Source organism: Alkalibacterium sp. s-m-28, assembly GCF_054658175.1.
In genome coordinates, this window is record NZ_BAAGIQ010000056.1 from 1 (window position 1) to 14715 (window position 14715).

10 protein-coding genes are annotated in these 14715 nt (G+C 41.7%); 7 read left to right on the top strand and 3 right to left on the bottom strand.

What is annotated here, in order from left to right; translation table 11 throughout:
* Positions 1-368: 368 nt before the first annotated feature.
* Entirely contained in the window at positions 369-1544 is a 1176-nt protein-coding gene (locus ACYQ4S_RS08195) for an ROK family protein (RefSeq protein ID WP_459770490.1), read from the bottom strand.
* A gap of 347 nt (positions 1545-1891) precedes the next feature.
* On the opposite strand from ACYQ4S_RS08195, the gene ACYQ4S_RS08200 reads away from it, so the two are divergent.
* The 6 genes from ACYQ4S_RS08200 to xylA all read left to right on the top strand — a co-directional run bounded on the left by ACYQ4S_RS08200 (position 1892) and on the right by xylA (position 8627).
* Positions 1892-2056, top strand: coding sequence for a hypothetical protein (locus ACYQ4S_RS08200; protein ID WP_459770491.1), 165 nt, complete (start codon positions 1892-1894; stop codon positions 2054-2056).
* Between the two features lie 447 nt (positions 2057-2503).
* Complete coding sequence (locus ACYQ4S_RS08205) at positions 2504-2983, top strand: YesL family protein (protein WP_459770492.1); 480 nt, start codon at positions 2504-2506, stop codon at positions 2981-2983.
* 39 nt (positions 2984-3022) lie between these two features.
* Positions 3023-4723: a glycoside hydrolase family 43 protein gene (locus ACYQ4S_RS08210; protein WP_459770493.1), complete on the top strand. Its 1701-nt coding sequence runs from the start codon at positions 3023-3025 to the stop codon at positions 4721-4723.
* A 120-nt stretch (positions 4724-4843) separates the two neighbouring features.
* Positions 4844-6340 (top strand): xylulokinase, encoded by a 1497-nt coding sequence (gene xylB, locus ACYQ4S_RS08215; RefSeq protein ID WP_459770494.1) that lies wholly within the window; start codon positions 4844-4846, stop codon positions 6338-6340.
* 323 nt (positions 6341-6663) lie between these two features.
* Positions 6664-7128, top strand: a complete 465-nt coding sequence (locus tag ACYQ4S_RS08220) for a Gfo/Idh/MocA family protein (protein ID WP_459770495.1) — start codon at positions 6664-6666, stop codon at positions 7126-7128.
* A 170-nt stretch (positions 7129-7298) separates the two neighbouring features.
* Entirely contained in the window at positions 7299-8627 is a 1329-nt protein-coding gene (xylA, locus tag ACYQ4S_RS08225) for a xylose isomerase (protein ID WP_459770496.1), read from the top strand.
* Positions 8628-8994: 367 nt separating this feature from the next.
* On the opposite strand, the gene ACYQ4S_RS08230 is transcribed toward xylA, so the two are convergent.
* The gene (locus tag ACYQ4S_RS08230; protein WP_459770497.1) at positions 8995-10362 is read right to left on the bottom strand and encodes an MATE family efflux transporter; all 1368 of its coding nucleotides are present in this window, start codon (positions 10360-10362) and stop codon (positions 8995-8997) included.
* 200 nt (positions 10363-10562) lie between these two features.
* Here ACYQ4S_RS08230 and arfA point away from each other — a divergent pair, with 200 nt between their 5' ends.
* Positions 10563-12059 (top strand): arabinosylfuranosidase ArfA, encoded by a 1497-nt coding sequence (gene arfA, locus ACYQ4S_RS08235; protein ID WP_459770498.1) that lies wholly within the window; start codon positions 10563-10565, stop codon positions 12057-12059.
* Positions 12060-12103: 44 nt separating this feature from the next.
* Here arfA and ACYQ4S_RS08240 read toward each other — a convergent pair whose 3' ends face one another.
* Positions 12104-14320, bottom strand: coding sequence for a glycoside hydrolase family 95 protein (locus ACYQ4S_RS08240; protein WP_459770499.1), 2217 nt, complete (start codon positions 14318-14320; stop codon positions 12104-12106).
* Positions 14321-14715 lie beyond the last annotated feature (395 nt).

The following is a 14715-nucleotide window of genomic DNA, read 5'->3' on the forward strand; positions in this document are numbered from 1 at the left end:
CAGCTATCCTCGAACTAATAAGAAAAGGTCTTGAAAAATAAATTCAAGCTATCGCTTGACCGACATTCATCTCCCACTTTCACTGGTGCTTCGCACCCATACGTTTAGAAGTGGGAGACTTCTTTCGAAATTACGTTAAAACTCAAGGTAGTGGCAGATCGGCTCATCCAGAAAGATCGAAACTGCAACTAGACGGATTTTACTCAACAAGTCAACGGGATATAAGTTGCTAGAGCCATTAAACCAGTTCTTTCTGAATTAATTAATCATTAATTGCTCCCAGAACAAACTAAAAGACATAAATAAAAGGCCGATGCTCAGCAGCCGGCCTTTTATTTATGTAGTGACAGAAGCATTAAGCCTTTCACTCACACTTCCATTACTTTTTCCATATTCAAGCTGAATTCTACATTGTCTACATGAAGGTAGGACTGCAGATTCATCACTGTTGCGCCGTACAGACTGGCTTTTCTTCCTAAGATGGACTCTTTCAGAGGAACATTCTTGTAGATCGTCATGCTTAAATAGTGGTTAAGCAGACTGATCAGCTCAGGTATCTCTTCTAAAATTTCAGAATTGATGTAGACGACTTCCGGATCATAGTTCCCAATCACGTTCATCAACCCGATTCCAAAGTCTTTAGCAAACTGCAGAATCAAGTTCAAAGTGGATGAGTCATTCTGATGATAAGACTCAACAAGATCTTCAAAGGTAAGTGCAGGATCGCCTTTAAGCAGCTGATACTTTCGTACGATTGCTTTAGTAGAACAGTACTGCTCTAAACAGCCCTGATTACCGCAGGGACAATTCGTACCGTTAGGGTAGAGAACGGTATGTCCTACTTCTCCGCTACGCCCTTTATTTCCTCTGTGGAGTTTGCCGTCAAGAATGATTCCGGCACCGATTCCAGTATGTGCACTAAATGAAATGATACTTTTATGCTCGGTGTCAAAAGCTGCTTCCGCAAGAGCTGACAGATTTGCTTCATTTTCGATGTGAACGGGGAGATCGATTCGTTCTTCCAACTCAGCGACTAGATCGATTTCATCCAGGTCAAAGTAAGGAGTGAACTCGATTTTATTGTCATGTACGATCCCGTGAATAGATACGGTCACACCGATAATACCAAATGGGCATTCATCCATCGTGTTTTTTGCATGGTCAACAACTGAAGCGATCGAGTCGACAATATTATCTTTACTCATATCTTTTTCTTCTGTCGTATAATCGATCTTCTCACCGTCAAGGTAGGTGATGAGACAACTGATGCGGTCGTAGCGTACATCAAAACTGATCGAGACGCCGGCTTTTTTATTTACAGTAAGAAGAATGGGGCGGCGTCCGCCGGAAGACGTACTTTTACCCGGGCCGATCTCAATGACATAATTGTCATCGATCAGACGCCTTACGATTTCGGATACCGTTGCCTTGTTCAAACCAGTTAGTTCAGAAATCATCGCACGGGAAATTTCCGGCCGGTTAATGATCTCCGATAGAACCAGTATACTGTTGTTTTCTCTAATTGAACTTTTTATCCTAAACATGACTGTTCCTCGTTTCTATATTTACGTATGATCCTTATATATCAAGGCTTTATGTGGTAATAAGTTAAGTAATTGACAGTGTTTGGTCATAATATTAAAAACTATCTGGAAGCGCTTGACATCAAAAACAAGTTTCGCTATAGTTATTACAGAAGTTAGTTGATTCAACTAACAAACTATCGATACACCAAGTGTATCATATCTTGCAAAATAAAAAAACATACAATGTAAAGGTTCTCTTTCTTTTCATGTTACATTATCATATAGAAAAAAGGAAGCTCGAAGCAATTGATTTTTTTTGAAACGAATGTTAGCGGTAACTATATCTTTTTAAAAGGAGATTTAGCATGACTACTAAGTTAGACTTCGATGAAAGCTGGTTGTCACCAGATACATTGAAAGCATGGCCATTTAGTACTATTGAAATCGATGGGGCAGCCCATCTTGAAGAGACACTAAAAAAGAATTTCTTCTATATAATGAATCATTTGAGGATGGCGAAGTTGACTTAAGTTTCAAAGTGATTGAAGATGATTCTATCACTGGAAAATCAGAATGTTGACCAGTATCTTGACATCATCAATAATGCTTACAGAGAGTTCTAGAAAACATTAGCTGAATAATTAGATATGATGGAGTGAGTGGTATAGAAACTGTGTTCTACTAATATTTTGTACACGTTTCAGGACAAAGGTTGCCTTCTGAATACAGGTAGAGAGTGTACATCAGCATGTCGATCTGCTTTAAAGAGTCATGCTGCATGGCTGTTTTTGCAGAAAGGACTTGATCATAAGGGGACGTTCTGTCTGTTTACATAGTTATTTATTGTTATTCTTTTGTAATCATATAAATATGCATTTAAGATAATTTTGTTATATTAATTTTACTTTGACAGATGACAGTGATGTATGAAAGCGGTATAAAATAAAGGTTTCGGTTATGTATGCACTCTAAATTAGGTGATTGAAAATGAAGATTTTTCAGAGCCGGGTAGAGATTTCAGAAAATCTTATCGGACAAATTTGACGGACTCATTGAAGATCTGGCTGCCGTTTCTGGTCATTGTCTATCTCTTCTCAGTCAATATCAATTATTATCTGACACTTGCTGGTAATACCTTGTTCCTGCTGGGGTACTTTTTCGTTTTTCTGATGATCGTACTTATTTTGTATCTGATCCCAGTTTTACTGATACAGACTAAATTTTCCTTCAGATATAAGGATCTGCTCAAACTGGGCTGGTACTATTTCTTCATAAAGATGAAACTTACATTTGGTAACTTTTTCGTGATTTTCATAATAGCTTTCTTACTGCTGGTCACTACTGAATGGTTACTGCTCGCACTCCCAGCTGTTCTATCTTATCTATGGACATTGTATAACTACAGTATTGTTAGAGATGTCAGAACTAATTTTATTAAAGATAAAGATAAAGAATAATAAATTCTTTAAAGAAAAATTACACAGGAGGCTGTCGATATGTCAACAATAAAAAATCCGGTACTTAAAGGGTTTAATCCAGATCCAAGCATGTTAAGAGTGGGGGACGATTTTTATATCGCTGTATCCACCTTCGAATGGTTCCCGGGAGTCGTGATTTATCACTCAACAGATATGGTAAACTGGCGCCAAGTGGCCCGTCCGCTTAATAGAGTGGAACTGCTTGATATGAAAGGCAATCCGGATTCAGGCGGCGTGTGGGCTCCTCAGTTAAGCTACGCTGACGGCAAATTCTACCTGATTTACTCTGATGTTAAAGTGACAGGTGGAATCTATAAGGATGTAACAAACTACCTGACGACATGTGAAACGATCGACGGAGAGTGGAGCAGTCCGGTATTTATGAACCAGTCCGGTTTTGATCCGTCTCTATTCCATGACGAAGATGGACGTAAATGGTTCGTCAACATGGTCTGGGATCACCGCAATGGAAAACACGATTTTGGAGGAATTGTCCTTCAGGAATACAATCCCGATGAGAAGAAACTGGTCGGTGACCGTAAAATCATCTACAAAGGAACCGATGTCGGTCTGACTGAAGCGCCTCATTTATATAAATTTGATGATTATTACTACCTGCTGACAGCAGAAGGTGGGACGATGTATGACCACCAAGCAACGCTTGCCCGTTCCAAAAAACTGGAAGGTCCATATGAAACGCATCCTGACAATCCGCTGATTTCATCATGGGGACACCCGCGTCTGGCTCTTCAAAAAGCAGGGCATGCTTCTATCGTAAATACTAAAAACGGAGAGTGGTACCTGGCTCACCTGACAGCTCGTCCGACTAAAGCGCCGGGAGATGTCTTACTGATGGACCGGGGCTACAGCCAGCTTGGACGTGAAACTGCGATCCAGAAACTGGAATGGAAAGACGGCTGGCCATATGTAGTGGATGGAAACTATCCAAAAGTATATGTAGAAGGTCCCGACCTGCAGGAACAGAAATGGGATGCTGACTTCCCTGTCGTCGATCAGTTTGATTCAGAAGTGCTGGGTGGACAATGGCAGACACTGCGTATTCCGTATACTCAGTTTGCATCATTGACAGACAACCCAGGAAACTTACGTCTATATGGAGCAGGTGGATTCTCGAACCTGCACAAACAGGCACTGGTAGCCCGTCGCTGGCAGGCATTTGAATTTGAAGCTGAAACTAAAGTTTCCTTCGATCCGGTAACATTCCAGCAGCAGGCTGGTCTGGTCAATTACTACAACACAAAAAACTGGACAAGCCTTCATGTGACGTGGCATGAAGACAAAGGAAAAGTCATCGACCTGTACGCAGCTGAACGTAATAATGTATCCAACCCATTGGGCGATGATGTCATTCCTGTTCCAGATGATGCAGAAGCAGTGTGGTTCAAGGTTCTGGTTGACCAGTATACGTATGCATTCAGCTACTCATTCGATGGTGAGAACTGGAAGGATATTCCTGCAACCTTTGACTCATGGAAACTGTCTGATGAGTACATTCAGGAATCCGGATTCTTTACAGGTGCCTTTGTAGGAATGAGTTGTATCGATACAAGTGGAATGAGCCAGCCGGCCGACTTCGACTACTTCCGTTATGAAGAAAAGGAAGACAACCGTGATCACTGGACATTGACTCGTCACTTTGGAAGTGGATCTAAAGGAAAGAACAAGACAGTGGTTGGACAGTCTGGAACAACAAAATAACTTCTGAATAAAATAAGTGAAGGGGACGGACTCCAAGGAAGGCTATAATCGATTCTGGATTGGAGCTTTCCTTAAGTCAGTCTCCTTTTCTATATAAAAATTAAGAATGGGCGTGTAAATATGAGTTATGTTTTAGGTTTAGATTTGGGCACAAGTGGGCTGAAAGGGATTCTCGTTAATAAAAGTGGGAAAATTGTCGATGAGTCATCTTCAGAATACCCTCTGCTGACACCAAAAAGAGGACACAGTGAGCAGGATCCGAAAGAATGGTTCCGTGCCGCAAAAGAAGTCATGGCAGCCATTTTTGAAACAACTCCGGATGCTAAAGAAAAGCTTGAAGGGATCAGTTTTTCCGGTCAGATGCATTCACTTGTCTTATTAGATGAACAGAATGACGTGCTGCGTCCAGCTATTTTATGGAATGATGTGCGTACAACTAAACAATGTGAAACCATCACATCTAAAGTCGACAAACTGATCGACATCACTAAAAATAAAGCGCTTGAAGGGTTCACTCTGCCTAAGCTGCTATGGGTCAAAGAAAACGAACCAGATGTCTGGAACAAGGTCAGCACATTCCTGCTTCCAAAAGACTATCTAGGCTACCGCCTGACAGGTCAGAAACAGATGGAATATTCTGATGCAGCAGGAACTCTTCTTTTAGACGTGGAAAGCAGAGCATGGAGTAGTGAAGTAGCTGAAGCAGTCGGTGTATCTACAGATATCTGCCCACCACTTGTTCAGTCTCATGACGAAATCGGGAAGCTTGACCACGAAGTAGCTGAAGAACTTGGTTTATCTCATGATGTGCCAGTCTTTTCTGGTGGAGCAGACAACCCTTGCGCGGCTGTTGGAGCCGGTATCGTCCGTCCTGACCAGGGAATGGCAAGTATCGGAACATCAGGAGTTTTCCTGTCTTATGAAGAGTCAGGGGATAAAGCTTATAACGGACATCTGCACTACTTCAACCACGTTGTACCTAATGCTTTCTACACAATGGGCGTAACATTGGCAGCTGGAAGCAGCTTGAACTGGTTCAAGAAAACTTTTGCACCTGAAGAAAGCTTTGTAGAACTGCTTAAAGGCGTCAAAGATGTAAAACCTGGGTCAGATGGTTTACTGTTTGCTCCGTACATTTCTGGGGAACGTACACCTTATACTGACAGTAACATTCGTGGAACCTTCCTTGGAATGGATATCGCACATACACGCGATCATTTTGCCCGTGCGATTCTGGAAGGCATCACTTTTTCTCTTAAAGATTCATATGAACTGATGAAAAAGCATTCCAGTAAAGAATTCTCTCAGATTGTCTCAGTGGGTGGCGGAGCAAAAAATTCGGACTGGCTGCAGATGCAGGCTGATATCTTTAACGAGCCTGTCGTGACACTGGAAACTGAGCAGGGTCCTGCTATGGGAGCAGCTATGATTGCTGCTGTCGGTGCTGGATGGTTCAGCGACTTCGAAGCCTGTTCAAAAGAATTTGTTAAGTACAAATCTGAAGTTAAACCGAACCCTGAAGCTGTTTCCCAGTATGAAAAAGTGTATGCAAACTATCAGGAGGTCTATCCGACGATCAAAGACTTGTCTCACAAATTAGTGATAGACAACGATTAAACCATTAAAAGAAAGCTATGATCTTTTCAGTCATAGCTTTTCTTTGGATTGTAACGATTTTTTCAGTAGGTGAGTTTATTCAAATAGGTTGATGTAAACTCTATTTTCACGTTTACTGAGTGGAGTTCAGGAGCATGAATAAGCCCTGAACTCCACTCTGCCAGAATAGACTATAGTTCAGGTGACAAATCTGTTTCTGAACTTAAGTATTGACCCGCCAGAATAAAGTTCAGACTGATTTCAGCTCGCTGAAATCTACCGACCTTATTAAATCATTCAATGTTCTATTACTAAAAGACTAATAACAGGAGAGGATTCAAATCATGTTAAACGTAGCGATTATAGGAACTGGGGGCATTGCTCCTTTACACATAAAAGGATACTTAACTTTTAAAGAGGATGTAAATATTGTCGCCTTGTGTGACATCTATCCCAAAAAATCAGAAAAAATGGCAGCTGATTTTGATCTTGATGTAACAATTTACGACGATCATGAGGAGCTGCTGGCTAACGAATCTATTGACTTGGTGTCGGTATGTACACCTCCATATGTACATGCTGAAATTGCGATCAATGCAATGAAAGCCGGAGCACATGCTGTAGTTGAAAAACCAATGGCTGCTTCTTTAAAAGAGTACGATGATATGAATCGTGTTTCAGAAGAAACGGGCAAAACGCTGTCCATCATTTCAGCTTATGCATCTCTAGGTAAAGATGGATTGCGGATTACCAGTCTGAGCTGGTTCATTTTGCATAATGAAATTTCCTCATTTCATAGATTGTCATAAAGTGGAGCACAATACTTAAATTAACGCTTTTAACGTGCACATATAGATGGTCCTATCAAATTAAGCAAAAAATACTAAAACATATTGACACCGTTTCCAAAATAGGGTATTGTTAGTTTGTAAGTTAAACCAACTAACAAAACATACAACCGAGAGGAGAACTAGTATATATGGCTTATTTTGACAACATCAGCAAAATCAAGTATGAAGGCGCTAAATCAAAAGATCCATTAGCGTTCAAATTCTATAACCCAAAAGAGCAGCTTAACGGGCAATCTATGGAGGAAGCACTGCGTTTCGGTATTGCTTACTGGCACACATTCACTGAAGAATTAGGTGATCCATTCGGAACTGGAACAGCTCAGCGTCCATGGGATCATTTCTCAGATCCAATGGATAGAGCTAAAGCTCGCGTTGAAGCAGCTTTTGAATTCTTCGATAAAATCGGTGCACCTTACTTTGCTTTCCACGATGTGGACGTAGCACCTGAAGGAAGCTCTCTGAAAGAAACACTTGAAAATCAGGATGTCATTGCTGACATGCTTGAAGATTACATGAAGGACAGCAAAACGAAATTGCTTTGGAACACAACAAACAACTTCTCCAACCCAATGTTCGTTCATGGTGCAGCTACTTCAAATAGTGCTGATGTCTATGCTTATGCTGCTGCTAAAGTTAAAAAAGCTCTTGAAATCGGTAAACGTCTAGGTGCGGAAAACTATGTGTTCTGGGGCGGCCGTGAAGGGTACGAAAGCCTACTTAACACTAACATGGGTCTTGAACTTGACAACCTGGCTCGTTTCTTCCACATGGCTAATGACTATGCGAAAGAAATCGGCTTCGATGCTCAATTCCTGATCGAACCAAAACCAAAAGAACCAACGTCTCATCAGTATGATTTCGACGTTGCAACTGGATATGCCTTCCTGCAGAAGTATAACCTGGATGACGTGTTCAAGTTCAACATTGAAGCTAACCACGCTACTCTTGCTGGACACAGCTTCGAGCACGAGCTTCACTATGCACGTATCAACGGTATGCTGGGATCAGTTGATGCTAACCAAGGTCACCCGCTATTAGGCTGGGATACAGATGAATTCCCATCTGACCTGTATGCAACAACACTAGCTATGTATGAAATCCTTAAAAACGGCGGTCTAGGTCGTGGTGGACTGAACTTTGATGCTAAAGTTCGTCGTACATCATTCAAACCTGAAGACCTGTTCAAAGCACACATCGTTGGAATGGACAGCTTTGCACTTGGTGCTAAAGTTGCTCAGAAACTTATCGACGATAAAGCTCTTGACTCCATTCTTGAAAACCGCTACAAGTCATTTACTGAAGGCATCGGTAAAGACATCGTTGACGGAAACACAGACTTCAAGAAACTTCAGGACTATGCTCTTGGTCTAGATAAGTTTGAAACTGAATCTGGAAACCTTGAGGTAATCAAAGGTATTCTTAACCAGTACCTGGTTACAACTATCGCTGAAGGATAAGTCTACCTCTTAATACTAAGCGCGTATCGGATTCTTTTACCAGTATCTGATGCGTGCTTTTTGTGCGTTCATTTTTAGTATATATTATGGAAGGAACTGGAGCAGGGTTGAAAAGGATTGTGCGATTTAATCTATTGGAAAATATTATCCAAGTTATTAAAAAAGTGGAATAGATCAGGTCATATCGATAATTTTCATTAAAAAAAGAGTAAAGAAAAGAGCCCGACTGACATTGCGTACTGAAGACGCATCAGTCGGGCTCCATACTTTACAGTAAATCCAGCACAATACTAAGGTTTCATTCAGCTAAACCGTTATATGACTGCAAGTAGAGAGGTTTATGAGGGAATCATTAAACTTACTGAAGTCAGGACCGCTTAGGCACCAGCCGTTTGTTCATCCATCGTTTCTTATTCCAGCGGACGTACATCAGGCTGGCTCTGATCCATTCATCCACGACCATCGCAAACCAGATTCCAGGGAGGCCATAACCTAATACAATCCCCAGTACGTAAGCCAAAGGAACGAGGAGACCCCACATGACAGTAATGCCGATAATGACTGGAAATTTAGCATCTCCTGCCGCTCTCAGTGCGCTGATGATGACCATGTTGCCGGTACGCGCAGGCTGTAATAGCAGTTCGATTACGAGGATAGAGGCTCCTAGTGCAATCAGTCCAGGATCATCAGAAAAGATACTGAAAATTTGTCTGCCGAAGAAGGTGAAGAGACCACCGATGGCGATCGTCACGATACTTGCGAATTTAAGGCCAGTATACATATATTTGAAAGCTTCTTTCTGTTTGCCTGCACCAACCAGTTGTCCGATGAAAATCTGCATGCCTTTGGCGATTGAGACAGAAAAAATGACTAGAACGGACATGAAGTTTTGAGTATAGACACGAGTGGCAAGGGCTGTTGCTCCAAGTGTTGTGATCATGATTGTCAACACAATCTGGCTGACATTGTAGGACAGTTGTTCACCAGCAGAAGGCAAACCAATATTTAGAATTTTCATGGCAAAAGTTTTCTTCAGTGCAAAAAATGATTTGACAGGGATTCTGACAGGCATACGTCTAAATAACAGTACAAACATTCCTGCCATGATCAGCAAGCGGACACCTGCAGTAGACAGAGCGACGCCGGTCACACCCAGTCGAGGGAAGCCTAATGCACCGAAAATCAGGACATAGTTTCCGAAGATATTCAGTACATTCATGACCAGCACTGAGAGCATGACATCTTTAGTGAAGCCCATTGCCTGCAAGATGGAAGAAATAGTCAAAATCATGGCCTGGGCAAATAGTGCGAATCCGACGATCAGAGCGTAGCTGTTTGCATAACTGAACAGTTCCGGTTCGAGAGAAAATAAATTGAGAAGATACTGGCGATTGAATCCTACAAAAAGACTGACTGCCAATCCGAACAGAAGGTTTATGGTGACTGCGCTCTCTATTGTATTGCGGACACCATCCTTATCGTCTGCTCCAACATATTGGGAAACAACAACACCGGCCCCCATAGCTGTAAAATTAAACAGGACGAACATAAAAGTCATCAGCTGATTGACTACACCAATTGCAGCTACAGCCTGGTCAGAAACAAAACTGAGCATGAAAACGTCAGTGAGCTTCATGAGCATCTGAAGAAAGACTTCTATGAAAATCGGCCAGGTGATCATAAACATATAGCGCCTGGCAGAGGAAGGATTCTCCAATGTAATTCCTTTGATCATTATCATCATCCTTTATGCTTATAAAAAATAAGTACATAGCGAATTTTACCACTTACCGATTATATAGCAAGTGAAACAGAAGATATTATGAAGAAAAAATGAAGGTAGTATATAAAGATTTTCAGTATGCGCTTGCAGGTGAGCAATCAGCGTGATATATTACTTGTATTGGTACGTACATATTTATTAGGAGGATGAAAATGAAAGCTAAAGTCAGTGCAAGCAGAACTCAAGCAGTTTCTAAAATAGATCCGCGTATTTACGGGTCATTTATTGAACATTTAGGTCGTGCAGTATACGAAGGGATCTATGAACCAGGTCATCCCACAGCAAATGAAAAAGGATTCAGACAGGATGTCATCGATGCAATCAATGAACTGAATGTTCCGCTTGTCCGCTATCCGGGTGGAAATTTTGTATCCGGATTCAAATGGGAAGATAGTATCGGACCAGTAGAAGATCGTCCTAAACGTCTGGAGCTTGCTTGGAAATCTATTGAGACGAATGAGGTCGGACTTCATGAATTTATGGATTGGTCACGACAGGCTAATACAGAAGTCAATATGGCTGTGAACTTAGGAACACGTGGTGTGGATGCAGCTAGAAATATCGTTGAGTACTGTAATCACCCTGGAGGAACATACTGGAGTGACTTAAGAAAAGAGAATGGCGATGAGGAACCCTTCAACATTAAAACCTGGTGTCTGGGAAATGAAATGGATGGGCCATGGCAAATTGGTGCCAAGACAGCGGATGAATATGGCCGGCTAGCTACTGAATCAGCTAAAGCGATGAAATGGGTGGATGAATCAATCGAACTTGTCTTATGCGGAAGTTCTGGAAGCAAGATGCCAACGTTCGGTGAATGGGAATATACGGTTCTGGATCATGCCTATGACCATGTGGACTTCCTGTCACTACACTTGTACTGGGAAAACTTTGAAAATGATCTGCCGAATTACTTGGCTAAATCAACTGAAATGGACCGCTTCATCAAAGATGTTGCATCGATCTGTGATGCAGTTAAAGCGAAAAAGGGATCCGACAAACAGATCAACTTGTCCTTTGATGAGTGGAATGTCTGGTATCATTCCAAAGATGCTGATGCTAAGAGAGAACCTTGGGATATTGCACCACCGCTTCTTGAGGACATCTACAACTTTGAAGATGCTCTGCTTGTAGGATGCGGACTGATCACACTCCTGAACAACGCTGACCGAGTCAAGATTGCATGCCTGGCGCAGCTGGTTAATGTTATTGCGCCGATCATGACCATTAAGGACGGTAAAGTCTGGAAACAGCCGACATTCTATCCATTCATGCAGGCATCCAATTTCGGAAGAGGAACAGTTCTGACTACTCTGACCGAATCACCTACCTATGACTCAGCTGAGTTCAAGGATGTTTCTTACATTGAATCTACTGTGATTCATAACGAAGAGGAAAATGAAGTTGTCATCTTTGCGGTCAACAGATCAGAAGACTCAGAGCTGCAGGTCGAGTCAGTGCTTGAAGACTTTGACGGACTGTCAGTCAAAGAAGCAACTGAACTTGCTGGTTATGATCCAAAACTGACTACACAGGAAAACCACGATGCAATGGAAATTAAATCAAATGACTCTGTTGAACTGAATGACGGCAAAGTGTCCGCAACACTTAAGCCGTTGTCATGGAACATGATTCGTCTTTCTTGCTGATTAAAATGAAAAAAGGAGTGCCTCGCTGAAGGCACTTCTTTTTTTTAACCAATATGAAACCGGTCATCTTTCATTATGTCGTTGAAATTGCCGACAAAATGTCCTTTGATGTAGACTTTCGGATTTCCAGGTAGAACGTCTGAAAACACTGCCGATTCCAGCTCGTGGTTCTTCCAGGATAAGGTCACACTGACGCAATGTGGGAGGCGGACACCATTAATTTTACCATCCGTCCATTGGTCAGGTAGGGAAGGGAAGAGATCAAGCCGATCGCTGTACATGTGAACAAGCCCTTCTATAACTCCTGAAGTGAACCCGAAATTCCCGTCAATCTGAAAAGGTGGATGATTATCCAGAAGATTAGGAAGCGTGGACTCATTCAGTTGTTTCATTATGGCGTCGTGGAAATGAGCGGGTTCATGGAAATGAGCCCATAAATTAATCAGCCAGGCAGCGCTCCAGCCAGTATGTCCACCCCCATGTTCCAGGCGATTCTCAAGTGCTTTCTTTGCTGCACGTTTGATATCTGCAGAATCATTCTTGATTCGATGCCCTGGGAACACACCATATAAATGTGAAAAATGTCGGTGTCCCGGTTCTGCCTCAATATACTCTTTAATCCATTCAAGCAGCTGTCCATCTTTCCCGACACGATGAGGAGGAAGCCGTTTCAATGTTGCCTCTGCCTGGTTCATCAGAGCGGAGTCGATCTCTACCAGTGAAGCTGCAGCCTTATAATTTTGTATAGCTTCCCAGACCAGCTGATTGTCCATCGTCGATCCGTAACTGACGTATGCCTCCTGACCACTTTCAGTGAAGAAGCTGTTTTCAGGTGAGACAGATGGACAAGTGACAAGGTAGCCTTCTGGTGATTCGACCATAAAGTCTAGTATGAATCGAAGAGACTCTTCCATGAGATAGAAATGTTCTTTTAAAAATCTGTGGTCAAGAGTATAGATATAATGGTCCCAGATATGATTAGAAAGCCACAGAGCACCAAGAGGCCAGTATGACGCAGGCATATAAGCATCTTGAGGAGCTGTATCGCCCCAAATATCAGTATTGTGATGAGCCGTAAACCCCTTAATTCCGTACATAAGCTCAGCTGTTGCGACTCCTTTGGGATACATCCGTTTCAGGTGTTCGAATAGAGGAAGATGGCATTCCGATAGTCCGCCTTTTTCTGCAATCCAGTAGTTCATTTGTGTATTTATATTAATTGTAAACTTGGAGTCCCACGCTGGCTGTAAGTCCTTGTTCCAGATGCCTTGAAGGTTAGCAGGAAGAGAATCGCCGCGACTACTTGAAATAAGCAGGTATCGTCCGTAATTAAACATAAGCTCAGTTAAATAATTGTCGAGATGCCCGTGTTTTGCTTCTTCCATAAGTTGAGGAATAGGCTTAATAGCTGACGTCTGGCTCAATTCAAGTGACGTACTGGTGTAAAGTCGGGTGTAATCCTCAATATGCCGATCAAGTATTTCCAGCCACTGGCTTCTTCCAACCTTTGAGAGGCGATCCAGACAATAGGCAGTGGGGTCTTCGGTTCGAAAAGAGGTTGCCGCAGCAATATATATTGTCAGTTCAGAAAAGTCAGAGACTGTAATATACTGTCCTCTGGAAGTCAGCTGTCCATCTGATTCCACCTTCAGAATTTGCGCATAGTGCACGCCTCCGTTAGCAGTTTGGCCACGAATGCCTAGTATTGATGCCTGTTCTGTTGAATAATCATTCATCTCACTGTAACTGCCTCTTAGACGATCAATTGAGAGAGTATAGCTATCTTCAAGCACACTACTTGAACGGAGGGTGTAAGCGATAACATTATCTGGCTTGCTTGAAAAACAAGTCGTGGTCACCTGAGATTTTCCTAACTTATATGATTCAGAAAAGAGGGCAGTAGATAGATCCAGTTCTCTCTCGTAATCTGAATATACCTTGGAAACACTGGAAGTAATAGATAGAGTACCAGCTGGTTCATAAATGCGCTGGAATTCAGGCACACATGTCAGACTCAACTGAATTTCTTTCTGAGCATCTAATATCTGATTGTTGAAAATGAGTTGCTGAATGAATGAGAGTGTGTCGAATGTTACATGAGGGTTCCTATTTCTGTCACATCCATGCCATAAACTGTCTTCGTTACATTGGATATGGAACTCATCAGGCCCTCCAAACAGCATAGCACCAAGCTTTCCGTTGCCGATTGGCATACCTTCATTCCATGATTTCGCTGGATTTATATAATATAGTAAAGACATAAAACGCCTCCAAAGTTCTATTTTTTTAAAAAAGTACTTGACCGTACCTTTACCATTTGATACAGTATGTTTAAGTTTTATACTAACTGAAAAGAGGAAGACATTCAACTTTCTTTAGAATGAAACCGCCAACAATGATTAATATTGTAATGTTACAGAAAGGAGAAAGACTGGAAACTGCAAACTAATCATTCGGACAATACTATACACTTATGTGGAGGGAAAATAAATGAAATTGCTTAACAAACGAAACTTAGCTTTATATTTAACTCAAGTTTTGCAGTTGAATATCCAGGTTTAACCCTTGCGGTTATTGAAACTTCTTATAAATAATTATCAAAAAACACACAAAAAGACACCTCTCTTTGGTAAAATGTAGTCACCATAACAACATT